This window comes from Microbacterium sp. 22242 (assembly GCF_052045495.1).
Lineage (GTDB): Bacteria > Actinomycetota > Actinomycetes > Actinomycetales > Microbacteriaceae > Microbacterium.
Genome location: NZ_JBQEOZ010000023.1, coordinates 1 through 25369, shown reverse-complemented (window position 1 = coordinate 25369; position 25369 = coordinate 1). Strand labels below are relative to the sequence as shown.

At 71.6% G+C, this 25369-nt stretch carries 22 protein-coding genes; 13 read left to right on the top strand and 9 right to left on the bottom strand.

Features of this window, described 5'->3' with window-relative positions; translation table 11 throughout:
* Window positions 1-76 precede the first annotated feature (76 nt).
* Window positions 77-1792, bottom strand: a complete 1716-nt coding sequence (locus ACTJJZ_RS17155) for an amidase (protein WP_440722403.1) — start codon at window positions 1790-1792, stop codon at window positions 77-79.
* Between the two features lie 58 nt (window positions 1793-1850).
* On the bottom strand, window positions 1851-2885 hold the full coding sequence (locus ACTJJZ_RS17150) for an agmatine deiminase family protein (RefSeq protein WP_440722402.1): 1035 nt from the start codon (window positions 2883-2885) through the stop codon (window positions 1851-1853).
* Window positions 2886-2955: 70 nt separating this feature from the next.
* On the opposite strand from ACTJJZ_RS17150, the gene ACTJJZ_RS17145 reads away from it, so the two are divergent.
* Window positions 2956-3552: a TetR/AcrR family transcriptional regulator gene (locus ACTJJZ_RS17145; RefSeq protein ID WP_440722401.1), complete on the top strand. Its 597-nt coding sequence runs from the start codon at window positions 2956-2958 to the stop codon at window positions 3550-3552.
* Window positions 3553-3840: 288 nt separating this feature from the next.
* On the opposite strand, the gene ACTJJZ_RS17140 is transcribed toward ACTJJZ_RS17145, so the two are convergent.
* From ACTJJZ_RS17140 to ACTJJZ_RS17130, 3 genes are all read right to left on the bottom strand, one after another.
* Window positions 3841-4962 carry an IS110 family transposase gene (locus ACTJJZ_RS17140; protein ID WP_440722400.1) on the bottom strand — a complete coding sequence of 374 codons (1122 nt, stop codon included), beginning with the start codon at window positions 4960-4962 and terminating at the stop codon, window positions 3841-3843.
* A gap of 103 nt (window positions 4963-5065) precedes the next feature.
* Window positions 5066-5647 carry a cysteine hydrolase family protein gene (locus ACTJJZ_RS17135; RefSeq protein ID WP_440722399.1) on the bottom strand — a complete coding sequence of 194 codons (582 nt, stop codon included), beginning with the start codon at window positions 5645-5647 and terminating at the stop codon, window positions 5066-5068.
* Entirely contained in the window at window positions 5644-7104 is a 1461-nt protein-coding gene (locus ACTJJZ_RS17130; protein ID WP_440722398.1) for a purine-cytosine permease family protein, read from the bottom strand. The genes ACTJJZ_RS17135 and ACTJJZ_RS17130 overlap by 4 nt, the downstream gene beginning before the upstream one ends.
* A gap of 210 nt (window positions 7105-7314) precedes the next feature.
* On the opposite strand from ACTJJZ_RS17130, the gene ACTJJZ_RS17125 reads away from it, so the two are divergent.
* Window positions 7315-8688 carry a pyridoxal phosphate-dependent decarboxylase family protein gene (locus tag ACTJJZ_RS17125; protein ID WP_440722397.1) on the top strand — a complete coding sequence of 458 codons (1374 nt, stop codon included), beginning with the start codon at window positions 7315-7317 and terminating at the stop codon, window positions 8686-8688.
* A 185-nt stretch (window positions 8689-8873) separates the two neighbouring features.
* Here ACTJJZ_RS17125 and ACTJJZ_RS17120 read toward each other — a convergent pair whose 3' ends face one another.
* Window positions 8874-10160 (bottom strand): M18 family aminopeptidase, encoded by a 1287-nt coding sequence (locus ACTJJZ_RS17120; protein WP_440722396.1) that lies wholly within the window; start codon window positions 10158-10160, stop codon window positions 8874-8876.
* Window positions 10161-10415: 255 nt separating this feature from the next.
* Between ACTJJZ_RS17120 and helR the strand changes: the two genes are divergently transcribed.
* Entirely contained in the window at window positions 10416-12671 is a 2256-nt protein-coding gene (gene helR / locus ACTJJZ_RS17115) for an RNA polymerase recycling motor ATPase HelR (protein WP_440722395.1), read from the top strand.
* 49 nt (window positions 12672-12720) lie between these two features.
* Window positions 12721-13368 carry a dihydrofolate reductase family protein gene (locus tag ACTJJZ_RS17110; RefSeq protein ID WP_440722394.1) on the top strand — a complete coding sequence of 216 codons (648 nt, stop codon included), beginning with the start codon at window positions 12721-12723 and terminating at the stop codon, window positions 13366-13368.
* A 40-nt stretch (window positions 13369-13408) separates the two neighbouring features.
* On the opposite strand, the gene ACTJJZ_RS17105 is transcribed toward ACTJJZ_RS17110, so the two are convergent.
* Window positions 13409-13756, bottom strand: coding sequence for a DUF4229 domain-containing protein (locus tag ACTJJZ_RS17105; protein WP_440722393.1), 348 nt, complete (start codon window positions 13754-13756; stop codon window positions 13409-13411).
* A 135-nt stretch (window positions 13757-13891) separates the two neighbouring features.
* Between ACTJJZ_RS17105 and ACTJJZ_RS17100 the strand changes: the two genes are divergently transcribed.
* The 4 genes from ACTJJZ_RS17100 to ACTJJZ_RS17085 all read left to right on the top strand — a co-directional run bounded on the left by ACTJJZ_RS17100 (window position 13892) and on the right by ACTJJZ_RS17085 (window position 17026).
* Window positions 13892-14254, top strand: a complete 363-nt coding sequence (locus tag ACTJJZ_RS17100; protein ID WP_440722392.1) for a PLD nuclease N-terminal domain-containing protein — start codon at window positions 13892-13894, stop codon at window positions 14252-14254.
* Window positions 14251-15903 carry a 2-succinyl-5-enolpyruvyl-6-hydroxy-3-cyclohexene-1-carboxylic-acid synthase gene (menD, locus tag ACTJJZ_RS17095; protein ID WP_440722391.1) on the top strand — a complete coding sequence of 551 codons (1653 nt, stop codon included), beginning with the start codon at window positions 14251-14253 and terminating at the stop codon, window positions 15901-15903. The genes ACTJJZ_RS17100 and menD overlap by 4 nt, the downstream gene beginning before the upstream one ends.
* A 67-nt stretch (window positions 15904-15970) precedes the next feature.
* Window positions 15971-16828: a polyphosphate kinase 2 family protein gene (locus ACTJJZ_RS17090; protein ID WP_440722390.1), complete on the top strand. Its 858-nt coding sequence runs from the start codon at window positions 15971-15973 to the stop codon at window positions 16826-16828.
* Between the two features lie 18 nt (window positions 16829-16846).
* Window positions 16847-17026, top strand: a complete 180-nt coding sequence (locus ACTJJZ_RS17085; protein ID WP_440722389.1) for a hypothetical protein — start codon at window positions 16847-16849, stop codon at window positions 17024-17026.
* A gap of 1055 nt (window positions 17027-18081) precedes the next feature.
* On the opposite strand, the gene ACTJJZ_RS17080 is transcribed toward ACTJJZ_RS17085, so the two are convergent.
* Both ACTJJZ_RS17080 and ACTJJZ_RS17075 read right to left on the bottom strand, forming a co-directional pair.
* Window positions 18082-18510, bottom strand: a complete 429-nt coding sequence (locus ACTJJZ_RS17080) for a hypothetical protein (RefSeq protein WP_440722388.1) — start codon at window positions 18508-18510, stop codon at window positions 18082-18084.
* A 454-nt stretch (window positions 18511-18964) separates the two neighbouring features.
* Window positions 18965-20224, bottom strand: a complete 1260-nt coding sequence (locus tag ACTJJZ_RS17075; RefSeq protein ID WP_440722387.1) for an isochorismate synthase — start codon at window positions 20222-20224, stop codon at window positions 18965-18967.
* A 78-nt stretch (window positions 20225-20302) separates the two neighbouring features.
* Between ACTJJZ_RS17075 and ACTJJZ_RS17070 the strand changes: the two genes are divergently transcribed.
* The 5 genes from ACTJJZ_RS17070 to ACTJJZ_RS17050 all read left to right on the top strand — a co-directional run bounded on the left by ACTJJZ_RS17070 (window position 20303) and on the right by ACTJJZ_RS17050 (window position 25279).
* Window positions 20303-20875 carry a hypothetical protein gene (locus ACTJJZ_RS17070; RefSeq protein WP_440722386.1) on the top strand — a complete coding sequence of 191 codons (573 nt, stop codon included), beginning with the start codon at window positions 20303-20305 and terminating at the stop codon, window positions 20873-20875.
* A gap of 9 nt (window positions 20876-20884) precedes the next feature.
* Window positions 20885-21607, top strand: coding sequence for a class I SAM-dependent methyltransferase (locus tag ACTJJZ_RS17065; protein ID WP_440722385.1), 723 nt, complete (start codon window positions 20885-20887; stop codon window positions 21605-21607).
* An 87-nt stretch (window positions 21608-21694) separates the two neighbouring features.
* Window positions 21695-22756 carry a polyprenyl synthetase family protein gene (locus tag ACTJJZ_RS17060; protein WP_440722384.1) on the top strand — a complete coding sequence of 354 codons (1062 nt, stop codon included), beginning with the start codon at window positions 21695-21697 and terminating at the stop codon, window positions 22754-22756.
* 43 nt (window positions 22757-22799) lie between these two features.
* A complete protein-coding gene (locus tag ACTJJZ_RS17055; protein ID WP_440722383.1) occupies window positions 22800-24173 on the top strand; it encodes an FAD-dependent oxidoreductase in 1374 nt (457 codons plus the stop codon).
* A gap of 44 nt (window positions 24174-24217) precedes the next feature.
* Window positions 24218-25279: an alpha/beta hydrolase gene (locus tag ACTJJZ_RS17050; protein WP_440722382.1), complete on the top strand. Its 1062-nt coding sequence runs from the start codon at window positions 24218-24220 to the stop codon at window positions 25277-25279.
* Window positions 25280-25369: the final 90 nt, after the last annotated feature.

The following is a 25369-nucleotide window of genomic DNA, read 5'->3' as shown; positions in this document are numbered from 1 at the left end:
ATGTCCCTTCGACAGGCTCAGGGACCGGACACGAGCGGAGCGGACACGTGCGCGGAGCCGCAAGGCCGGTCGCGACTCAGAGGCGCGGAGTGCGCGGCGGCGGAACCCGGCGGTCGCCCTCCGCGCCGATCGCCTCGAAGCCTGCACCGATCCGCAGCAGGTTCGCGTCGTCATAGGCGCGGCCGATGAAGGTCAGTCCGATCGGCATGCCGATGTCCGCCATGAGCCCGGCCGGCACCGTCACGCTCGGGATGCCGAGATGGCGCATGGCCAGGTTGCCGTTCGCGATCCAGGTGCCGTTGCGCCAGCCCAGATCCGCAGACGCGGGGTTCACGTCCATGTCGGCCGGCCCCACATCGGCGACCGCGGGGAAGACGACGGCGTCGAGGCGGAGCTCGTCCATCCAGTCCTCGAGATCGATCCGGCGGGTCTCTTCCAGGCCGATCAGGCCGTCCTCGAGGTCGGGGATCGTCGTGATCGTGGCGTCCGGGTGCTCGCGCACCCAGCCCGGGTACTCCGCGATGTCGTCGTCGAAGCCGGTGTAGCGGTCGGGCAGCGCGCCCTCGGGATGCGGGAAGATCGACGCGCCGTCGACGTCGGCCAGGCCGCGCAGCGCGGGATCCCCGTTCGCGGCGAGGAAGTCGTCCCACGCCCACGCCGACAGGTCCACGATCTCGTGCTGCAGGAAGTCGGGGGGGACCAGCCCGCGGGTCGCGATCGTGGGAGCGCCCGGCCGGTCGCCCTCGTAGTTCGTCACGACGGGGAAGTCGACCTCGACGACCTCGGCGCCCGCGCGCTCCAGATCGGCCCGCGCCCGCTCCCAGCGGGCGATGATCGAGGCGCGGGTCTCGATGCGCTGCCCGGTCGGCCCGCCGATCCCGGGGTGCTCCGCCGTGCCGGCATCCGGATCCGCGTTGAGATACATCCGCGGCACCCCGATCCGGAGGCCGGAGAGGCCGGCCACCGCGTCGTCCGTGAGCGCCGGGTACGAGGCGGGGCGCACGCGGGACGCCGCGGGGAGGGGGAGCCACGGCTGCGCGCGCCAGAAGTCGCCGCGCGTCTCGGCGTCGTCTGCCACGATCACGTCGAGGATCTCGAGCAGATCGGCCATCGTGCGCGCGTGCGGCACGACCACGTCCATCGTGGGCACGAGCGGCCAGTTGCCGCGCACCGAGATCACGCCGCGGGAGGGCGTGTAGGCGCACAGGCCGTTGTTCGTGGCGGGGCCGCGGCCGCTGGACCAGGTCTCCTCGCCGAGCCCGAACGCGGCGAAGCTCGCCGCCGTCGCGGTGCCGGAGCCGTTCGAGGATCCCGATGCGAACGGCGCGGTGAGGAAGTCCGGGTTGTAGGGGCTCTCCGCCCGCCCGTAGACGCCGCGCTGCATGCCCCCGTTGGCCATCGGCGGCATGTTCGTGAGACCGAGGCAGATCGCGCCCGCGCCGCGCAGCCGCTCGATCGTGAACGCGTCGCGCTGCGCGACGAGATCCGCGAACGCGGGGGATCCGGCGGCCGCCGTCAGCCCCTTCACGAGGTAGCTGTCCTTCGCGGTGTACGGAATGCCGTCCAGCGGGCCGAGGGTCTCGCCGCGCGCGCGCCGGGCATCGGAGGAGGCCGCCTCCGCACGCGCCTCCGGGTTGCGCACGACCACCGCGTTGAGCGCGGTCGGCGTGCCGGGCGCGTCATAGGCGTCGATGCGCGCGAGGTAGGCGTCCACGAGCTCGACGGCGGTGGTCTCGCCGGAGGTCAGCGCGGCGCGCAGGAGAGCGATGGGGGTCTCGACGACATCGAACATGGTGGGCTTTCTCGGAATGGGGCGGGCGGATGCGGGTGCTGCGGCTGCGGCGGAAGCGTCAGCGGGCGAGGGCGGGCTGCTGCTGCGTGATGCAGTGGATGCCGCCGCCGCGGTCGAACAGAGGGCGGGCGTCGACCGTGACGACCCGGCGTCCAGGGTAGGCGTCGGCGAGGACCTCCCTGGCCCGGGCATCGGCGCGGTCGTCTCCGAAGCCGCACGCCACCACGCCGTCGTTCGTGACGAGGTGGTTGACATAGCTCCAGTCCACGAATCCCTCGTCGTCGCGCAGCGTGGCCGGGGCGGGGAGGTCGACGACCTCGAAGGGGCGGCCGGCGGCGTCGACCTGGTCGGCGAGATGCGCGCGCAGCGCCGCGGAGACGGCGTGGTCCGGGTGCTCGGGATCCTGCTGCGCGTGCAGGAGGATCCGGCCGGGGGAGGCGATCGTCGCGACGATGTCGACGTGACCGTTGGTGCCGAACTCGTCGTAGTCGCGGGTGAGACCGCGCGGCAGCCATACGGCCTTCGTGGCGCCGATCGTGCGCAGCAGCTCGGCCTCGACGCGCTGCCGGTCGAGGTAGGGGTTGCGGCGCGGATCGAGCTGCACCGTCTCGGTGAGCAGCACGGTGCCTTCGCCGTCGACGTGGATCCCCCCACCCTCGTTCACCAGGGTCGAGCTGACCAGCTCTGCGCCCGCCTCGGCCGCGATGATCCGGGCGTGCTGGGCGGCGCTGCTCCAGCGCGCCCACGCGGGGGCGCCCCAGCCGTTGAACACCCAGTCCACGGCGCCGAGCACGCCGGGGCGCTCCGGGTCGAGGACGAAGGTGGCGCCGGAGTCGCGCATCCAGAACTCGTCCACCGGAGCCTCGACGATCATGATCTCCGAGGACAGCATGCGGCGGGCGCGGGCGAGCTCCGACGGATCCACCAGGATCGACACCGGCTCGAACTCGGCCACGGCGTGCGCGACAGCGGTCCACGTGGCATAGCCCTCCTCGCGCAGCGCATCGGTGTCGCCGAGCGTGGGCCCCTCGGCGGGGAACGCCATCCAGGTGCGCTCGTGCGGTGCGGTCTCGCTGGGCATGCGCCAGGCCATCGGGGCTCCTCGTCATCGGGTTCGGCGTCCTTGTTGAACACTCGATCAACTAGCGATACGGTATAGCCCCATGGACACCTCGTCAACCCCTCGCCCGCGACGGATGCCTCCCGAACTGCGGGAGAAGGCGATCCGGGAGGCGGCCATCGGGCTCGCCCGGGAGTCCGGCATCGCCGGGCTCACCGTGCGCACGATCGCGACCAGGGCCGGCGTGACGCCCGCGCTCGTCGCGCACTACCGGCCGAGCATGGACGCGTTCGTGGCCGAGGTCTTCGGGGCGATCGTGGCGGCCGAACGCGAGGAGGTCGTGACGCAGTCGTCGGCGGCGCAGGGTGTGCGCGCGCGGATCGCCGGGATCGTGCAGACGCTGCTGGACGGCGACCGCGACGACGTCACCCTGGTGTGGGTGCAGGCGTGGGCGGCGGGCGCCCGCAACGAGGAGCTGGCCGCCCGGGTGCGCCACGAGATGGACCGGTGGCAGCACGACCTCGAGCAGATCGTCGCCGACGGCGTCGCGTCGGGGGAGATCGCGGACGAGCTCGCCGACGGGGCGGCCTGGCTGCTGCTCGCCATGGTGGACGGCATGAACGCGCACTCGCTCGTGAAGTGGGCGCCCGACGACCGCGCCGGCCTCGCCCGGCGCGCCCTCGCCGCCGTGCTCGGCTGATATGTAGGTGTTTCTGTCAAGTGGCAGGGTGAAGCGCCGCCGGGCTGGCTGCCGGGCGGCGCTTCGTCGTTCGCTGTCCGACGGGACGGGGTGCGGCGTGTCTTGTGACGCGTGGTCAGTCTGATATGCGCGGGTTGGTTACCGCATGACCCTGTTTCGGTGGGAGCATTCGAGCTTGTCTGAGGTCGAGCGTGGCCGTGCGTGCGCGGCTGCTCACAGCCGAATCGCTGGTGTGCTCCTCACGCTGCATGCGTTCCCGTTTCAGCGGAAGCGGACGAGTCTTCGCGGTTAGTCCATGACGGCCAGGGACCAGCACCAGCCCGCGAGTTCGCGGGCGATCGCGGTGTTCGCGATGGTGTGCTTCTTCTTGTGTGCGGTGAGGATCTGCCAGCGGCGGTGCAGCCGCCGGTTGCCCTGGTCGCCGCGGGCCGCGGCCGCAGCGGATGCGGCAGCCCATCGGTCCTTCATGACTTTCCCGGGCCGGTAATCGGCCTTGTGGTGCCAGGCTGCTTCGATCAGCAACCGTCGGGCATGGGTGTTCCCGGTCTTGGTGATCGGGCCGAGGGACCGGGACCCGCCGGAGGAATGCTCGGACGGGACGAGCCCGAGATACGACGCGATCGTGCGCCCGGTGAACCGGTCCCAGTCGCCGATCTCGACGGCCAACGCGAACCCTGTCAGTGTGGAGATCCCGCGCAGGCATCCGAGCCTGTTCGTGATGCCGGTGAACTCGCTGTTCGCGGCCATGCTCAGGATCGTGGCATCTAACCGGTCGCGGCGGGTGAGGATGCTGGTGACGGCGTCGTAGCCGGCGTCGAACGCGGCCAGCGTCCCCGCGCCGGCGTCGGCAAGCTCATCGCGGCGGACTCTCCGCAACCAGTAGTCGTGCTCCCGGTTCCAAGTCGTCGACCCGTCGTAGACGATCCCGCGGCGCAGCAGCAACTTCGAGAGCCGGTGCCGTGCGGCCAACAGCTCGACACGGGCGTCATCACGGGCCCGCACGAGGTCACGGGCTGCTTCCTCCGAGACGGTTGGGACCCGCACCGGCACCAGCTCGTCCATCCGCAGCAGGCGTGCCAGCAACACCGCGTCACGGGCATCGGTTTTGACCCGGTCCCCGGCCGGTCGGATGATCTTCGACGGTGCCGCAACCACGACCGGCACTCCCACTGCGGTCAAAGTCCGGGCCAACCCGAACCCGGTCGGGCCGGCCTCGTACACGGCCGCGACCGGGCCATGCTGCACCGCGATCGCGTCCACCCAGCGGGCGACCGCGTCGCTGCCGGGCGGAAGTTTCGCTTCGATGAGTTCACCGGTCGACGTATCCAACGCCGCCGCCCGCACGCTTCGCGCGTGCACATCCAACCCGATCGCCGTACGCTCAATGAACACCAGGGGCCTCCGCTGCATGTCGGCATCCCGAGCCGCTCTCGAGATGATCCACGAATCTGCACCGTGAGGCCCTTGGCCATCAAGCACCCAACCGAACCCCACCCTCATAGGGTCTGACCCCTCAGGCGGTCAGCACCGAGAGCGCGGCGTCGGTGTCCGCGACCGACAGCTGCGGGGCGTACAGCGCCATGATCTCCAGGGCGGCCGCGTGGTGGTCCGGATCCGATCCCGCGCACGCGTCCGCCGCGATCGTGACATGGGCGCCGGCGTCGGCGGCCGCGAGCGCCGTGGAGATCACGCAGCAGTCGGTGGCGACGCCGGTGAGCACGACCCGGGCCGACCGCCCGCCGTTCTCGAGCCGCAGCGCGCGTTCGACGGCTCCCCATTTTCCGAACGTGGGCAGGTCGAGCGTCGGATGCGGGGAGAGGCCCTGCGCCTCCGGCACCAGGTCGTACAGCGGATCGTCGGCGGGGCGGTCGGCGAACGGCCAGGCGGCGAAGTAGTCGCCCCACGCCGTGCTCCGGTCAGCGGTGGGCAGCCAGCGCGTGACCAGCACGCGCTCGCCGGCCGCCGCCGCGAGACGCCGGATGTTCGCGAACGCCGCGGGGAACATCGGCGATCCCCATGCCGAGTCGGCGGAGGCGAAGACGTTCTGCGGATCGACGACGACCAGCCAGGGCGCGTCGGGGCCCGCGTCGCTCATGCCTGCTCCTGGCGGCGGATCCGGGCGGCGCGGGCGAACCAGGTGATGACGAAGCCGAGCACGAGGGCGAGGAACACACCCAGGTTGGCGTAGGCCCACTCGCCCTGCCTGCCGCCGATGAGGAACAGCAGGTAGCCCTGCCAGTTGTTCCACGGCGCGGCGTCCGCGAAGGTGTTCACCACGAAGCCCCAGCCGACGAGCGAGACGCCGACGAGGGTCGCGATCGAGACCCCGTCCCAGGCCCCGTAGCGACCGCGCGGGTCGAACAGCGCCGCGTCGTCGTAGTCCGTGCGGCGGCGCAGGATGTCGGCGATGAGGATCCCCGCCCAGCCGGCCATCGGCACGCCGAGCGTGATCAGGAACGACTGGAACGGCCCGATGAAGTCCTGCGCGAAGAACACCACCACGATCGTGCCGACGGTGAGGATCACGCCGTCCACGGCTGCGGCCGCCGGGCGCGGGATCCGGATGCCCAGGCTCAGCAGGGTGAGTCCGGAGGAGTAGATGCCGAGCACCGCGCCGGAGACCAGGGTGAGGATCGCCACGATGAGGAACGGGAACAGCGCCCAGGCCGGCAGGAGCGCGGCGAGAGCTCCGATCGGATCCGCGCCGACCGCGGCGCTGAGCTTCTCGTCCGATCCCGCCAGCAGCAGGCCGAAGAACACCAGCACGATCGGCGCGACGGATCCGCCGATCGTGTTCCAGACGACGATCTGCCGGTCGGACACGGAGCGCTTCTGATAGCGCGACCAGTCGGCCGCGATGTTGATCCAGCCGAGCCCGAACCCCGTCATCACCATGACCAGGGCGCCGATGGTCTGCGCGAGCGTGCCGTCCGGGTGGCCGAAGGCCTTCGCCCAGTCGATGCTCTGGAACGTCAGGATCAGGAACAGCACGGTGAAGGCGCCGGTGAGCCAGGTGAGCACCGACTGCAACCGCATGATCGTGTGGTAGCCGAGCACCGAGGCGGCCACGATGAGGGCGGCCACGAGGACCGTGGCGATGAGATGCACCGCGACGTCGCCGTCCTTGCCGACCCAGCCCAGCGCGTGCAGCACGGTGGTCGTGGCCAGCACGGCCGTGATCGTGAGCGAGGTCTCCCAGCCGATCGAGGTCAGCCACGAGACGATGCCGGGGATCTTCTGGCCCTGCACGCCGAAAGCCGCCCGGGAGAGCACCATGGTCGGGGCGGATCCGCGCTTGCCGGCGATCGCGATCAGCCCGCACAGCAGGAACGACACCACGATGCCGACGACGGCCACGATCGTCGCCTGCCACAGCGAGATCCCGAAGCCGAGCAGGAAGGATCCGTACGACATCCCGAACACCGAGACGTTCGCGGCGAACCACGGCCAGAACAGGTCGCGGGGCCGGGCGGTGCGCTCGGACTCGGGGATGATGTCGATGCCGTTGCGCTCGATGAGCGCGGGGGATGCGGCGATGTTCTGCGCTGACATGGCTTCATCCTGGCAGTGCGGGCGGATCCGGCGGCGGATTTCGGCGCGTGCGGAGTGCGGAGTTCCGGCCCTCCGCGCGACCCCGCGCTCCGCGCGGAGCGGTTCGCCAGGAGTGAGCGGACCGGGTACGATGTCGCCGACCCGTTGATCCGGTACGGCATTCTGCTCGTCACCGGGCGCCCGAAGGCTTCCGGGTCGAAAGGATCCGTCATGGACGCCGCGCGCATGCATGCCGCCTCGCCCGAATCCGCCGCGATCGTCGACGCCGTGCTCGACTACTCCCGCCGGCGGATGCTCGCCACCGATGTGCCGCTGGACAAGCCGCAGCCCGAGTCCGAGCTGCGCCGCCTGGTCGGCACCACGATCACAAATGAGGGACTGGGGGCGCAGCGAGCGCTCTCCGTGTTCGAGCACATCCTCGCGCCGGCCTGCCTCACCACCAGCCACCCCGCCTACCTGTCGTTCATCCCGACCGCGCCGACCATGGCCGCGATCGCGTTCGACCTCGTCGTCTCCGCCTCCGGCCTCTACGGGGGCAGCTGGCTCGAGGGCGCCGGAGCCGTGCACGCCGAGAACGAGGTGCTGTCCTGGCTCGCCGCCGAGTTCGGGATGCCGGCCACCGCGGGCGGCGTGTTCGTGCAGGGCGGCACGATCGGCAACCTGTCCGCGCTCGCCGCGGCTCGCGAGCACGCCCGCGCGACCCTGCTCGCAGCCGGCCGCGAGCTGCCGCCGCGGTGGAAGCTGGTCTGCAGCATCGAGGCGCACTCCTCGAACAAGTCCGCCGCGAAGATCATGGACGTCGACGTGGTCGCCGTCCCCGCCGGATCCGACGGGAAGCTGCACGCAGACGCCGTGCGCACCGCCCTCGAGGAGCACGGCGAGGCGGTGTTCGCCGTCGTCGCCACCGCCGGCTCCACCAACTTCGGGATCGTCGACGACATCGCCGGGATCGCGGCGCTCAAGGACGAGTTCGACTTCTGGTTGCACGTGGACGGCGCGTACGGGCTCACCGCGATGCTCGCCCCCGAGGCGCGCGCGTGGTTCGCCGGCGTCGAGCGCTCGGATTCGCTCATCGTCGACCCGCACAAGTGGCTGTTCGCGCCGTTCGACTGCTGCGCGCTGCTGTACCGGGACCCGGAGATGGGTCGGCGCGCGCACACCCAGCACGCCGAGTACCTGGACACCCTCACCGACACGGACGAGTTCAGCCCGTCGGACTACTCGATCCAGCTCACCCGGCGCCCGCGCGGTCTCCCGCTGTGGTTCTCGCTCGCGACCTACGGCGTCGCGGCGTACCGGGCCGCGGTGAGCGCGACCCTCGAGCTCACCCAGCGGATCGCGGCGGAGATCTCCTCCCGGCCGGAGCTGCGCCTGGTGCGGGACCCGCAGCTCTCGGTCGTCGTGTTCGAGCGTGAGGGATGGGAGCGCGCCGACTACGACCGCTGGTCGGCCGAGCTGCTGGACTCGCAGCACGCGCTGGTCGTGCCGAGCTCGCACGCCGGCCGCACCAACACCCGGTTCGCGATCCTGAACCCGCTCACCACGTTCGAGGACCTCGTCGGCATCCTGGACACGATGCGCTGACCGGACCGCGCCGCCGGTCCCTGGGCGTCGCTGGTCCCTGAGCCTGTCCGGTCCCTGAGCCTGTCCGGTCCCTGAGCCTGTCCGGTCCCTGAGCCTGTCGAAGGGACTGCGGGTTCGCCGGCCTGCGCGGATGAGGGACCGATCGCTGCGCTCCGGTCCGTCCGCTGGACGGCGGCGCGGACGTGTCAGCCGGCGAAGAACGCGCGGGCGACGGCGGCGAGGTCGTGGAGGTCGCTCACGCCGGCGAGCTCGCGGGCGGAGTGCATGGACAGGATCGGGATTCCGACGTCGACCGTGCGGATGCCGAGGCGGGTCGCCGTGATCGGGCCGATCGTGGAGCCGCACGGGAGGTCGTTGTTCGAGACGAACTCCTGCGTGACCACCCCGGCCGCGTCGCACCAGCGGTGCCAGGCGGCGGCGCCGACCGCGTCCGTGGCGTATCGCTGGTTCGCGTTGAGCTTCAGGATCGGACCGGATCCGAGCACGGGCTGCACGACCGGATCGTGCTTGCTGGCGTAGTTCGGGTGCACCGAGTGGCCGACGTCGCTGGACAGGCACCAGGAAGCGGCGTAGGCGCGGTGCACGTCGACGGCGTCCGCGTCGAGGCCGGCGTAGACGCGCTCCAGCACGTCCTCGAGGATCGGGCCGGCTGCGCCCGAGCGGGAACCGGATCCGAGCTCCTCGTGATCGAAGGCGGCGAGCACGGCGATCGCGCTGACGTCGCCGTGCGACGCCACCTCGCCGAGCGCGACGACTCCGGCGTGCACCGAGGCGAGGTCGTCGAGGCGTCCGCACGCGAAGAACACGTCGTCCTTGCCGAACACCGCGCCGCGCGCGGCATCGGCGACGACGGCGTCGAAGCCGCGGATCTCCCTGGCGTCCACGCCGGCGGCGTCGGCGAGCTCGGCGAGCAGATCCGCCTCGGCCGGATCGCCCAGGCCCCACACCGGCTGCGTCTCGTACTGCTTGTCGAGGGCGAGTCCGGTGTTGTTCACCCCGCGGTCGAGGTGGATCGCGAGCTGCGGCACCCGCAGCAGCGGACCCGTCGCGGCGAGCACCACCCGGCCGTCCGCGAGGGCGAGCCGGCCCGCGAGACGCAGCTCGCGGTCGAGCCACGAGTTCAGCAGCGGCCCGCCGTAGACCTCCACGGCCGCCTGCAGCCAGCCCTTCGCCCCGATCGTGGGGCGGGGCTTGAGCTTGAACCCGGGGGAGTCCGTGTGCGCGCCGAGCACGTGCGCGGGCGTGGTCGCGGTGGCCCCCGGCGGCACGACCCAGGCGATGGCGGCGCCGTCGCGCACGATCACGAACCGCCCGCCCGGCTGCGCCGGCCACGCCTCGGTCTCGTCCAGCCGGGTGAAGCCCTGCTCCACGAGCCGCCGCGCGACCTCCTCCGCCGCGTGGTAGCTGGACGGCGAGGCGGCCACGAAGTCCGCGAGGTCCTCGACGTGCGTGCGGGCGGAGGCGTGGGACATGAGGTTCCTTCCGGACGGCGAGCGCCAGATCGCGGCGCCGAAGCAGCGCAGTGGCCCTTCGATCGTAGCCGCGCGGGAACGGGCTGACCGGCCTGCGGTGGCCGCCGGGGCCGGGTGCCGGGGCGGGAACGACGAAGGGAGCGGATCCGGACGGATCGCTCCCTGCACCTCCATTCTATCGGCCGGGGTGGGGCTTGCGGCAAGGACCCCCCTGGGCGGCAGACTGAGTGGCTTCGCCCAGGAATCGGAGGATCCGTGCGCCCTGAGACCACCCCTGAATCCACCCGTGAATCCACCCGTGAGTCGAGCGTCGAGACGGCCCGGCGGGAGCCGTCGTTCTTCGCGCTCCCGCCCGCGCTCGCGCGCAAGGCCGACCCCGCCCTCATCGCCGCCGACGACGCCCACCTCGCCGAGATCCGCGACCGCCTCGCGGACGAGGTCGCCGCGCTGCAGGATCGGCTCGGCCGGCTCCGTGCCACGCATGCCCGACCGGGCCAGGAGGCCCTGGATCGGGACCTCGAGATCCACCGCTCCGCCTCGCGGCTGCAGCTGCTGCGGCGCTTCGGGGTCGACCTGTGCCTGGGGCGGATGGTCCCGATCGGCGAGGAGACGGACGGCGAGCCCGTCTACATCGGCCGGATCGGGCTCTCCGACGCGACCGGGCGGCGCCTGCTCGTCGACTGGCGCGCGCCCGCCGCCGAGCCGTTCTTCGCGGCGACTCATGCGGATCCGCAGGGCCTGCTGAGCCGCCGCCGGTACCGGTGGACCTCGCGACGGGTCACCGACTACTGGGACGAGGTGTTCGATCCCGAGGGGCTGGAGGGCGCCGCAGCGCTCGACGACCAGTCCGCGTTCATCGCCAGCCTCGGCGCCTCGCGCTCGCCGCGGATGCGGGACGTGCTGAGCACGATCCAGGCGGATCAGGACGCGATCGTCCGCGCCTCGTCCCGGGGAGCGCTGGTCGTGGACGGGGGGCCCGGCACCGGGAAGACCGTCGTGGCGCTGCATCGCGCGGCGTATCTGATGCACGCCGAGCAGCGACTCAGCCACGGCGGGATCCTGTTCGTCGGCCCGCACCGGCCCTACCTCGCCTACGTCGAAGACGTGCTGCCGAGCCTCGGTGAGGACAGCGTGCGGGTCTGCACCCTCGCCGACCTCGTCCCGGAGGGCCGCGCCGGTGACCGCATGCCGGAGGAGCAGGATCCGCGTGCGCGCACCCTGAAGAGCGAGCAGCGCCTGCTCGACGCGGTGACCGCGGCGGTCCGCTACCACGAGCACGTCCCGCAGGACCGGCTGCTGGTCGAGACGCCGTGGCGGGACGTGGTCGTGGCGCCGTCGGCCTGGGCGGAGGCGTTCGAAGCCCCGGAGCCCGGGACCCCGCACAACGACGCCAGAGACGTCGTGTGGGACGCCCTGGTGGAATCGATCGTCGCGGAGATCCTGGAGGAGACCGGCGGCGACGACGACGTCTCGCCGCGGCAGCTCGACCGGGCGCTGCGGCAGAGCAGGACGCTGCAGCGCGCGTTCGTGGCGGCGTGGCCGGTGCTGGACCCCGCCGGTGTGATCGCCGACCTGTGGTCGGTTCCGGCGTACCTGCGGATCTGCACGCCCTGGCTGAGCGAGGAGGAGCGCTCGGTGCTGCAGCGGGAGGACCCCAGGGCCTGGACCCGTCAGGATCTGCCGCTGCTGGACGCCGCCCGCGCGCTGATCGGCGATCCGGCCGGCTCGCGCACGCGCCGCCGCAGGGAGGCCGTCGCGGCGGAGGAACGCGCGTACCGCGAACGCGTGCTCGACGAGCTGCTCGCGGCGGACGACGACAAGGAGAGCGCGATCACGGGCTTCTTCTTCGGGGACGACAGCGCCGGGGTGCGCGAGCTGATGCTGGACGAGGACGCACTGCCGCGCCTGGACGCGGATGCGCTCGAAGGGCCCTTCGCGCACGTGATCGTGGACGAGGCGCAGGAGCTCAGCGATGCGGAGTGGGCCATGCTGCTCCGCCGCGTCCCCTCGCGCAGCCTCACGATCGTCGGCGACCGCGCCCAGGCCCGGCACGGCTTCGCCGAGACCTGGGCCGAGCGGCTGGAGCGGGTCGGCGTGCGCCGCGCCGAGCAGGCGTCGCTGCGGATCAACTACCGCACGCCCGAGGAGGTGATGGCCGCCGCCGAGCCCGTGATCCGTGCCGCGCTGCCCGACGCCAACGTGCCGGTGTCCGTGCGCGCGAGCGGGATCCCGGTACGGCATGCCGCGATCGAGGAGCGCGACGCGATCCTCACCGCCTGGCTCGCCGAGCACGGGGAAGGACTGGCCTGCGTGATCGGCGACGACCGTCCGTTCCGCCACGACCGCGTGCGCAGCCTCTCCCCGGTGACCGCCAAGGGCCTCGAGTTCGATCTCGTGGTGCTGGTCGATCCGGCCGCGTTCGGCGAGGGCATCGAGGGCGCCGTGGACCGCTACGTCTCGATGACCCGCGCGACCCAGCAGCTCGTGGTCCTTGAGGAGGATACGCTCTGACGGGACGGCAAGGAGAGCGATCCTGCCCCATCCCGTGAAGGAGCATCCCATGGCCGTGCGCGCCGATCTCAACATCTCCCTCGACGGCTACGCGTCGACCACCGACCAGACCCCGGAGAACCCGATGGGCGCGGATTGGTCGCGCCTGGTCCAGGCGTACACGGCCACGCGCACGTTCCGCGAGCGCGTGCTCGGCGACCGCTCGGGCGGGGGCACGACGGGCGTGGACGACCGCTACGGCGCCGAGTACTTCGAGGGGATCGGTGCCGAGATCATGGGCGCCGGCATGTTCGGCCTGCACGACTTCGGGGACGACGCGGACTGGCGTGGCTGGTGGGGTGACGAGCCGCCGTTCCACGTGCCCGTGTTCGTGCTCACGCACAGCACCGGCCGGGCGCCGATCGAGTTCGACAACGGGACCGTGTTCCACTTCCTCGACGCCTCTCCCGAGGACGCGCTCGCGGAGGCGACCGAGGCGGCCGGTGGCGCGGACGTGCGGATCGGCGGGGGAGTGGACACCGTGCGCTCATTCCTCGAAGCGCGGCTCATCGACCGCCTGCACGTCGGCGTCACGCCGATCGTGCTCGGGCGGGGACAGAACCTGTGGGAGGGGCTGCGCGGCCTCGAAGACGGCTACGCGGTCTCGAGCGAAGTGGCCGAGAGCGGCGTCGTGCACGTCACGTTCACGCGACGCTGATCGCCGAGGCGCCCGGCGATCCGCAGGACGGGAACGGCGGTCAGGCGGCGTCGTGGCGCGAGTCCGCGCCGTTCTGCGAGCCGGCGCCGTCCTCGGCGTCCACGTCGTTCTCAGAATCCGCGTCGTTCTCGGCGTCCTCGATGGCCTCGTCCGTCGGGCCGGCCGTGTCCGGCTTCGCAGCGCGGCGCTCGTACATCGCGCGGGAGGCGTCGGAGAGCGGCGCGCGCAGGAACAGCAGCGAGATGCTGATCCCGATCAGCGCGGCGAACAGGGCTGCCAGCCACCAGAACTCGCGGAAGATCGGGAAGAAGAACCACAGGATCCCCAGCGGCACGAGGAACGCCAGCAGGCGCAGCACCGAGTAGACGAGCAGGGGAGGAAGCTTCACCCGTTCAGTCTAAGAGGACCCGTTCGGCACGCGCTGTGAGGCCCCTATGCCGAAGGCGCGAACGGCCGAGCCGTGCAGGGACGTGCGGATCCGTCCCCCGGATCCGCACGTTCCGTGCGCGCCTAGACTGGAGACGTGGCGAGATTTCTCGTGATCGGCGGTTTCCTGGCCGCGGTCTTCTGGGTGTTCAGCATCGTCGACTGCATCGTGCAGCCGGCGAGCCGGCATCGCGGCGTGCCCAAGGGCGTCTGGATCGCGATCGTCATCGTCTTCCCGGTCATCGGGGGTCTGCTCTGGTTCACGCTGGGCCGTCTGCGGCCTGGACGCTCGGCCGCCGAGGAGCGCTATCTGCCGCTCGACGACGAGCCGGGCCCGCAGCGCCGGCCGCAGGACCGGATCAGCGACGCGGAGCAGGAGCGCAGGATCCGCGAGCTCGAGGCCGAGCTGGCCCGGCTCGACGATCACGGGGACCCCGACGACCCCCGCCCGCGTCCGTGACGGCGGAGCAGGTGCGGGACCCGCTCGATCCGGGCACCTCGTCGGACGACGCGCCGCCGGATGGCGCGTCACCGGCGTCCGAGGCGGCCGTGCGTCTGCTCACGGGCCTGGTCGAGCAGGGCGTGCGCGATCTCGTGCTGTCCCCGGGATCCCGGTCGCAGTCGCTCGCGCTCGCCGCGGTCGCCCTGGCCCGTTCCGGCTCCGTGCGCGTGCACGTGCGGGTGGACGAGCGCGTCGCCGGTTTCACCGCACTCGGCCTGGCCCGCGAGTCACGGGCCCCCGCCGCGCTGATCTGCACCTCGGGCACCGCCGCGGCGGGCTACCTCCCCGCGGTCATGGAGGCCTTCCACTCCGGGGTGCCGATGATCCTGCTCACCGCCGACCGACCGCCCGAGCTGCGCGGCGTGGGCGCGAACCAGGCCACGATCCAGCCCGGGATGTACCGCGCCTGGGTGCGTCTCGGCGTGGACGCGCCTGTACCGGAGGACGCGGATCCGACGGTGTTCTCCGCCCTGGCCGCCGACGCCGCAGCCGCCGCGATGGGCGCGATGGGGACCGGCCTCGAGGGCGTCGCCGGGCCGGTGCACCTGAACCTGCCCGCGCGCGAACCGCTGTCCGGCCCGCTGCCGGAGCCGCTCGCCGCGAGCGCCGGCCCGCTTCCGCACCCCGCTCCCGCGGAGGCGCTCGCACTGGGCCAGGGGCCGCGTACGGTCGTGATCGCCGGCGCGGATGCCGGCCCGGACGCCGAGCGCATCGCACGCGAGGGCGGCTGGCCCCTGATCGCCGAGATCGTCAGCGGCGCCCGGTTCGGGGAGCACGTCGTGCCCGAGTACCGGCGACGACTGCGCGAGCCGGCGCTCGGCGGCCGTATCGAGCGGGCGATCGTGCTCGGGCACCCCACGCTCAGCCGGGAGGTCGCCGCGCTGCTCCGGCGCACGGACCTCGAGGTGATCGCCGTGCGACGCGGCGGCGAACGGCTGAACCTCTCCGGCACGGCTGTCGACGCGCGTGCGATCGCGGTGACCGAGGCCGCCGAGGATCGCGACTGGCTCGAGGAATGGACCCGTCCCGGCACCGCGCCTGCACCTCAGCACTCCGGCACCGCCCTCGACCGGGCCGGCTTGGTGAGCGCCGTGTGGGCGGCGACCGCCGCCGGGGACCGCCTGCTGTTCGGATCCTCCCGGCTCGTCCGCGTGGCCGACCAGGTGCTCCCCGGCGGCCCGGTGCCGGTGCACGCCAACCGCGGGCTCGCCGGGATAGACGGCACGATCGCGACCGGCATCGGGATCGCCGCCGCGGCACGGGCCGCGGGGGCAACCGGGGTCGTCCGCGTGCTGCTCGGCGACCTGTCCTTCCTGCACGACGTCGGATCCCTGCTGCTCCCGGCCGACGAGCCGGCGCCGCGCCTCCAGGTGGTCGTCGGCAACGACGGCGGCGGCACGATCTTCGACGGGCTCGAGGTCGCGGCCACGGCCGGGTCCGAAGCCCTCGACCGCGCCTTCTACACCCCGCAGTCCGTCGCGTTCGCGCCGCTCGCCGTCGCCTACGGCTGGGCGCATCGCCGCGTCCACACCCGCGCGGAGCTGGAGGACGCGCTCGCCGCCGAGGTCGCGGGACCGCAGCTGATCGAGGTGCCGCTGGAGCGGTGAAGCACGCCACCCCGGCCGCGACCGGACGCTCCTCCGCGCGTCGACGCGGATGGGGCAGGATGAGGGCATGAGCCAGCACTCCGCCGGGTGGACCTCACCGGCCGTCGATGTCCTCCGCGTCACCTCGGACGGATTCGCGACCGTCGATCCCGATTCCACGCCGGGCTACCGCGGCCGCAAGGCCGACGGCGTCCAGAGCCTCGCCCGGGGGCTGACCGTGCTCGGCGAGCTGCAGGAGCGCCTGTACGCGTGGTACGCGGTCGGGGAGGCGCAGGCGAGCGTGCTGCTCGTGCTGCAGGCGATGGACTCGGCGGGCAAGGGCGGGATCGTCCGGCACGTCGTGGGCGGGGTGGATCCGCAGGGGATCGAGCTGGCGGCGTTCAAGGCGCCGACCGCGGACGAGCTGCAGCACGACTTCCTCTGGCGGATCGAGAAGCGCATGCCCCGGGAGGGCATGATCGGCGTGTTCGACCGCTCGCACTATGAGGACGTCCTCATCGCCCGGGTGCGCTCGCTCGCGCCCGCCGAGGAGATCGAACGGCGGTACGGGGCCATCGTCGAGTTCGAGAAGCGCGCGGTCGACGCGGGCACCCGGATCATCAAGGTGATGCTGCACATCTCCCGGGACGAGCAGAAGAAGCGCCTCATGAAGAGACTGGACCGTCCGGACAAGCACTGGAAGTACAACCCGGGCGACGTCGATGAGCGGCTGCTGTGGGACGACTACATGGCGGCGTACGAGACCGTCTTCGCGCGCACCTCCACGGATGCGGCGCCCTGGTACGTGGTCCCGGCGAACCACAAGTGGTATGCGCGTCTCGCCGTGCAGGAGCTGCTGCTCGCCGCGCTCGAGGACATCGACCCGCAGTGGCCGCGGGCGGACTACGACGTGAAGGCGGAGAAGAAGCGCCTCGCCGCGAGCTGAGCGCGCCCGGAGGGCGCCGTGCTCGGGCTCGTCGGTCTCTATTCGTGGTGGTGCGACCACACGAAGGACGACGAGGATCCCGACCGCTGGATCCTCACGGCAACGACTCTCACGTCCGACGTCGTGCACACCCTTGAGGGCGTTCACGACCGCAACCCCGTGATTTTCAGATCTCACCCACAATGCAGCGAACCATGACAGCCTGTATTCAAGCGGAACAACGCTGATCGAAAAGGGACGAGTGATGAGTGCCTGGAGAAAACGGGCTGTTTCGGCAGGAGCGGTTGCCTTGCTTCTGACCTTGATCCTGGGTGAATTTTGGATCTTCCCGGTCGCGGTCTTGCGAGCGGGAGAGTTGTATCCCGAAGTGCAATCACTCGTGGCGCCGGCAATCGTTTGGGGAGTCGCGGTGGCGTCATGTTGGCAGGCCACCCTTGTCCTCATGATGTTCGCGATGCGGTCTGGTCCCGGGCAAGCGCATCGGAGCCTTCTGATTCATTGGATCGCACTGCCCCTTATCCTGGTCGCCGTGCTAGCGGTCGCGGCGCTGCTCATTCTCGGGCAGTTCGGCATCGCCACTCCCAGCGCTGCCCTGGCGTTGATCGCGATGACAATCGCGGCGGGCGCCGTCGCAGGGGCCACACTGCTCTACGGGGCCTCTCAGCACAAGAGGTGGAGGCATGCATAGGCGCACGCCTCCACCTTGTTTCAGGCCTCGATCACCAGTGGGCGGTCGGATCGATCCGGACCGTGTTGATGTTGAAGATCGTCGGCGGGGCATAGGAGCGGAGCGTGTCCTTCCCTCCACCGATCACCTCCGGGCCAGCGACCCAGCCGCTGTTGAAGTACGCGTCGGAGCACGTGGTCGACGAGCGGTAGCCGTCCGTCCGCGTCCACCATTGGAGAAACCTCGCCGGGCGCCGTTGTCGTCGGATGGGTCGCACCGACAGGACCTCCACCGGGCACGACTTCATACGATTCGGTCGTGACGACGAGTCCATCCTGCGGACCGAGGAAACACTGGTCGCCAACTACCGACTCTCGGTGAGCGGGACCATCATCGATCACCCGTCGCCGATCAGGTGTCCTGCCTGGTCACCTTCGTGGGCGACGTGTTCGGCGCGCTGGTGTTCGACGGATCACTTCTCTGGATCAGCTCCACGGGATGGGTCGGCATGGGAACGATCGTGACCTGCCTCGCCTAGACCACAGGGCGACGGAGAGGGGCGNGCCCGCCCCTCTCCCTGAGCGGCTTAATCTCGCCTTGCGACGCGGGAAGCCCCAAACGTCCCCAGAATCGAAGTGATGAAGACGAAGCACAGAGCCCAGGTGACAACCCACGGACTTTGAGAGATCACCGCACCGAAACGGAGTGGAACGGCGAGTCCGGCGATCACAATCGCGAGAAACACTGTCACCGCGATGTTCCACGCGCCCCACGATGCAGTCGAAAGCCCCGTGCCTGCCGACAGCTGCACTGCAGGAACCATCAAGCGGCTCGCCGCATTCAACAAAACCAGCGAGACCGGCCAGAGAAAAACGGGGCTGAGCAGAAGAAGTAGGAGTGACACAGCCACAAAGGCCGCTCCTCCTGCTGCCAGGCCCAGGACTGCCCACGCGGGATACTTCTGCCGCCGGGTTGCCGCGGTGCCTTCTGCTTGCCGCGTCTGTGTCTCGCTCATGGCGCGAGCATACGCGCGGGCCGCGCGCGTAAGCCATGCCCGCTTGCCGTGCCTTGGGATCGGGACTAGGCGTAGGTGTGATGCACGTGCCACACATGCTCGACCTTTTTAGACCTCGAAGACGGAGCTCTCGCCGGCGTCGTCAGTGCCCTGGAAGCGCCACCCGTGCAGCGGATGTGGATGCGGCTTCCCGAGCGGCGTGGACCAGATCGAGTCCCGAATCCTGGTCGGTATGTCGGTGACGCGCCAGCGCTTGCCGGCGAAGGCCATCCGCGAAGGCACGTCATCGACCACGAGGAGCCCGTCGCAGACGGCGACAACGTGCCGCTTCTTCGGATGCGCTCGAGGACATCGACCCGCAGTGGCCGCGGGCGGACTACGACGTGAAGGCAGAGAAGAAGCGCCTCGCCGCGAGCTGAGCACGCCCGGAGGGCCGCCGCGCCGACGCTCGCCGTCAGGCCAGGGCGTCGACGATCGGACGGAACTTCACCCGCGTCTCGAGCAGCTCGGCTTCCGGGTCGCTGCCCGCGACGATGCCCGCGCCGGCATAGGCGGTGAGCGGAATCGGCGATCCGGATCCGGCCCTTGCGACGTCGAACTGGGCGCAGCGCAGCGCGATCGCCCACTCGCCGTTGCCGCGGGCGTCGATCCAGCCGACCGGCCCGGCATAGCGGCCCCGGTCGAACGGCTCGAGGTCGCGGATCGCGGCGATCGCGCGGTCGGTCGGCGTGCCCGCCACAGCGGCGGTGGGGTGCAGGGCGGCGGCGAGATCGAGCGCGGAGGCGCCATCGCTCAGCTCGGCCCGCACGTCCGTCGCGAGGTGGAACAGGTTCGGCAGCTCCAGGATGAACGGACCGCCCTCGGCGTCGAGCGCGGTGGCGTGCGGGGCGAGGGATGCCACCACGCTGCGCACCGCGAACGCGTGCTCGTCGTTGTCCTTGGGGCTGTCCGCGAGCGATGCGGCCGCGCGGGCGTCCGTCACCGCGTCCGCGCCGCGGGCCGTCGTGCCGGCGAGCACGCGCGCCGTGACCACGCCGTCGTGCACGGTGACCAGGGTCTCCGGGCTCGCGCCGATGAGGCCGTCGACCGCGAACGCCCAGGTGTCCGGATAGTCCGTGCTGAGCGCCCGCACCAGACGGCGCAGGTCGGACCCGGCCGGGACGGTGCCGACGAGGTCGCGGGCGAGCACGACCTTGCCGTACCGGCCCTCGGCGATCGCGGACAGTGCCGCGCGCACCGATGACTGATACCCCGGCGCGGTCTGCGCCCCTGGACCGAGCGTGCCGGCCCAGTGCGGCCCGAACGCGGTCGGCGACGATGCCTCGGCGGACGGTGCTCCGGTGTCGGAGATGCGGGTGATCCAGGTGCGGCCGCCGTGCCGCCCGATCACGGTGCGCGGGACGACGAGCACGCTCTCGGCCGCCGAGGTCTCGTCGAACACGAGCGTGGCAAACGCGACGAGGCCCGTGCCCGGCTGCTGCACCGGATCGTCGATCGCGGCACCGGCGCAGATCTTGTCCCACGCGCGACTCAGCCGGGCCGCCCGCGGTTCGTCGCCCGCCGCGACGCGCACGGCGCGGGCGATGCCGGATCCGGCGGCGACGATCCCGTCGCCGCGGCGCAGCCACGCGCGCGGATCCGACGGGTCGGCGTAGGCGAGGAGGTCGGCGGCGGGATCGATCTCGCGCGTCTCCACGACCAGGCCGGCACTCACGGATCCAGCCTATTGCGTGCGGTGCGATGCGGTCGCCGAGGAGCGGGGCAGCGTCCGCACCGCGCCTAGAGTGGCAGCGTGAGCGCAGACCACCTGGATCCCGGCACCGAGATCGTCTTCCAATGGCGCAAGTGGGACGGCTCGCCGCACTGGCGTCATCAGTGCGTCTGGCTCGGATCCGACTCCTGGGGCGACTGGGTCGGCCAGCCCGCGGGCTGGCTGAGCGAGCGCCCTGGCCGCTCCTTCGCCACGCACGGACCGAACGTGACGCTCGTGCCCGCGAGCGGCGACTACGCCCTCACCGTGAACCGCGACCACCCCCAGGGCATGCGCATCTACATCGACCTCGCCTGGGACGTGCACGCCGGCGACGCCGAAGGCGCGCCCGATCCGCTGCTGTTCACCGGGATCGACATGGACCTCGACGTCGTGCGGATCGACGGGGAGCGAGGCACCTGGCTCGACGACGTGGACGAGTGGGACGAGCACCGCGTGCGGTACGCCTATCCGGCTGACGTGCAGGAGCACCTGCTCGCGCTCGCCGTCGACCTCGAGCAGCGCGTGCGCGCGCAGCTCGAGCCGTTCGACGACGCGACGGCGGACGTCTGGCTGGACCGGCTCGAAGCGCTGGCGCTGCCCCGTCGCGCGTAGGCTGGGCGGGTGACAGCGAACGAGCCCAACCGCGCAGACCTCGGCAAGGACCCCGCCAGGGTCAGCGGCATGTTCGACCAGGTCGCGGCCGGTTACGACCGCACCAACACCGTGATGACGGTCGGCAACGACGCGCTCTGGCGGGCCGCGACGACGCGTGCGGTCGCGCCGAGGAAGGGCGAGCGGATCCTCGATCTCGGCGCCGGCACGGCCTCCTCCTCGGCGTCGCTGGCCGGCAGCGGCGCGGACGTCGTGGCTGCGGACTTCTCCCCGGGGATGCTCGAGGAGGGGCGCCGCCGCCACGGGCACCTCGCGAACCTGAGCTTCGTGCAGGCCGACGCGATGGACCTGCCGTTCGGCGACGCCGAGTTCGACGCCGTCACGATGTCGTACAGCCTGCGCAACGTGCAGGAGCCGAAGAAGGCGCTCGCCGAGCTGTTCCGGGTCACCAAGCCGGGCGGCCGCATCGTGGTCAACGAGTTCTCCACCCCTCCCGCTCCGCTGCTGCGCGGCTTCTACAAGCTCTACAACGCCCAGGTGCTGCCGCGCGTCGCCCGCCTCGCCGGCACCAACGGCGAGGCGTACGACTACCTGAACGAGTCCATCCGCGCGTGGCCCGACCAGCGCACCCTCGCGGCGTGGATGCGCGAGGCCGGCTGGATCGACGTCGCCTGGCGCAACCTGTCCTTCGGCATCGTCGCCCTGCACCGCGGCCGCAAGCCGCAGGCCTGACCTCCTGCGGACGCGGAGGCCCCGGAGCGCACCGCGCCCCTGCCCGCAGGCGACATCGGCGCCCCCGCTCACAGGTAGGCTGGAATCGTGACTTCGAGCCCCGCCGCCACGGGTTCGCGCCTCGCGAGCCGTCTCGGCTTCAGCGACCGCGTGTTCGTCGGTCCCTCAGCGCGCAAGCTCGCCCGTGAGGTCGAGGCCGGCCTGGACCTGGTCGAGGAGGGGCTGACCGAGGATCTGCACGTCGCCGACTCGCTCGCCGACGCCACGAGCCGCTATCTGTACGACGCCGGCGGCAAGCGCGTGCGGCCCGTGCTGGCGCTGCTGACCGCGCAGCTGGGCGGCGGCAACCTGCCCGCCGTGATCGACATCGCGAAGGCGCTCGAGCTCACCCACCTCGGATCTCTGTACCACGACGACGTCATGGACGGCGCGGACCGCCGTCGCGGCGTGCCCGCCGCGCATGCCGTGTGGGGCAACAACGTCGCGATCCTCACCGGCGACATCCTGTTCTCCCGCGCGCTCAAGCTCATGTCCGGGCACGGCGACCGCGCGATCCGCCTCCAGGCCGACACCTTCGAGCGGCTCGTGCTCGGACAGATGCACGAGACGGTCGGCCCGCAGGAGGGCGACGACCCGATCGCGTTCTACATCCAGGTGCTCGCGGACAAGACCGGATCCCTCATCGCCGCGGCCACGCAGGCCGGGGCCATCTTCTCCGGCGCGGCCGCCGAGTACGAGGAGCCGCTGCGGGTCTACGGCGAGAAGGTCGGCGTGGCGTTCCAGCTGCTCGACGACGTGATCGACCTGTCGGCGAAGCCCGAGGACACCGGCAAGGTGCCCGGAACGGACCTGCGCGCCGGCGTGCCGACGATGCCGTCCCTGCTGCTCGGCGTCGAGACCGATGCCGAATCGATCGCCCTCGCGGCCGAGATCGACGACGGCGTGCAGCGGATCGCCGCGGGGGAGGATCCCGCGATCCTCGACGACGCGCTCGCCCGCCTGCGCGACCATGCCGTGACCGCGAAGACCCTCGACCTCGCGAGGAGCTGGACTCAGGGGGCGATCGACGAGCTCGATGCGCTGCCGAAGGGTCCGGTGCGCGAGGCGCTGACCCGGTTCGCGCAGTCTCTCGCCGACCGCAGCAGCTGACACACGCCCGACCTGCATCCCAGGGCTGCCGAAAGGATCCCCCATGACCAAGCTCAGGCTTGCCATCGTCGGTGCCGGCCCCGCCGGCATCTACGCCGCCGACATCCTGCTCAAGGCCGAGCGGCGCTTCGACGTCTCGATCGACCTGTTCGAGCACCTCCCCGCGCCGTACGGCCTGGTCCGCTACGGCGTCGCACCCGACCACCCGCGCATCAAGGGCATCATCACCGCCCTGCGCGACGTGCTCGACCGCGGCGACATCCGGATCTTCGGCAACGTGCACTTCGGCTCGGACATCACCCTCGACGACCTGAAGCGTCACTACCACGCGGTGATCTTCGCGACCGGCGCGCGCCGGGACACGAGCCTGGACCTCCCCGGGATCGACGCGATCGGATCCTACGGCGCCGCCGACTACGTGAGCTGGTTCGACGGCCACCCCGACGTGCCCCGCGAGTGGCCGCTGGACGCGGCGAGCGTCGCGGTGATCGGCAACGGCAACGTCGCGCTCGACGTGTCGCGCATGCTCGCCAAGCACGCCGACGACCTGCTGGTCACCGAGGTGCCGGCGAACGTCTACGAGGGCATGAAGCAGAGCGCGGTCACCGACGTGCACGTGTTCGGCCGCCGCGGCCCGGCGCAGGTGAAGTTCACCCCGCTCGAGCTGCGCGAGCTGGGCGAGCTGCGCGACGTCGACATGGTCGTCTACGACGAGGACTTCGACTACGACGAGGCATCCCGCGACGCGATCGCCAGCAACAAGCAGGTCATGGTCATCGACCGGGTGCTGCAGTCGTGGCGCAAGCGCGACTCGGTGAACAACGCGGGCGGATCCGCCTCGCGCCGGCTGCACCTGCACTTCTGGGCGCGCCCGGTCGAGGTCCGCACCGACGAGGAGGGCCGCGTCGCCGCGCTCGTCTACGAGCGCACCCGGCCGGACGGCACCGGCGGAGCGGTCGGCACGGGCGAGATGCGCGAGGTGCCGATCCAGGCGCTGTACCGCGCGGTCGGCTACTTCGGCTCGCCGCTTCCGGGCGTCCCGTTCGACAAGAAGCACGGCGTGATCCCGAACCGCGAGGGACAGGTGCTCTCCAAGGACTCCAACCAGCGCGTGCCCGGCGTGTACGCGACCGGCTGGATCAAGCGGGGCCCGGTCGGCCTGATCGGGCACACCAAATCCGACGCGATGGAGACGGTCCGTCACCTCATCAACGACCAGGGGTCCTGGTGGCAGCCGGAGGATCCGTCCGAGGGCGCGATCCCCGCGCTGCTCGCCGAACGCGGCGTGCGCTGGACGGACCTGGAGGGCTGGCACCGCCTCGACGAGCACGAGATCGCGCTCGGCGCCCCCGAAGAACGCGCCAGGATCAAGGTCGTGCCGCGTGAGGACATGGTCCGGATCTCGCGGGGCGAGTGAGCCGGTCCTGCGCCGCCGGACGGACGCGCCGCTAATCTGAGGGCATGACTGGCGTCCCGGATCCGCTCGGCTGGATGCCGGACGTCCTCGGCGACGAGTTCGCGCAGCGCACGCTGCCGCTCGGATCCGACGACGAGGGCGAGATCGTCGCGACGCTCGTGCGCGCGCTGCCGCAGCGAAGCGTGCGCCGGCGGCTGTTCGGCGACGGCCGGCAGCTCTCCGACACCGACGTGCTGTACGTGCACGGTTGGTCGGACTACTTCTTCCAGAAGCGGCTGGCGCGGTTCTGGACCGCCCGCGGGGCGCGGTTCTTCGCCCTCGACCTCCGCAAGTACGGGCGCAGCCTGCGGCCGCGGCAGACCCCCGGCTACATCTCCGACCTCGCCGAGTACGACGACGACATCGCCGCCGCGCTCGCCGCGATGCAGCAGGACGGCGATGCGGCCGGGCGGCGCCTGGTGCTGCTCGGCCACTCCACCGGCGGGCTGATCCTGAGCCTCTGGGCCGCGCGCAATCCCGGGACCGCGTCGGCGGTGATCCTGAACAGCCCGTGGCTGGAGTTCCAGCTGCCGCGGTTCACTCGGGAGACGATCGCGCCGCTCGTCGGACTGCAGGCGCGCCGTCGCCCTCTCGACCGCGCGCCGCAGGTCGACCTCGGCTACTACACGCGCGCTCAGCACGAGGCCGCGGACCCGGACGACCCGATGGAGGTGAACCTCGACTGGCGTCCGGAGCAGACGATGGCGGTGCACGCCGGCTGGCTGCACGCGATCCTCGCCGGCCACGCCACGGTCGCCGCCGGCGTGACGATCACCGCGCCGGTGTGCGTGCTGCTGTCGACCAGGAGCGCCTATCCGACGAGCTGGTCCGAGGATCTCACCCGCGCCGACAGCGTGCTCATCGTCGACGACATCGCCCGCGCCGCCCTGAAGATCGGGCCGTCGGTCACGATCGAGCGGATCGACGGCGCGCTGCACGACGTGTTCCTGTCCCGGCACGGCGCCCGCGAGGAGGCTTACGCGCGCCTCGGGCACTGGGTGGACGGCTGGTCGGCCGCGGACCGGCTGGCACGCGCCCGAGAGCGGAAGAACCGGTCCGGCCGCTGAAGCCGCCGGACCGTCCGCGCAGAGGCCGAAGGATGCTCCTATGGATGTCAAGGCTGGATCAGGACGTAGTAGATTTCGCGGGCGATGAGT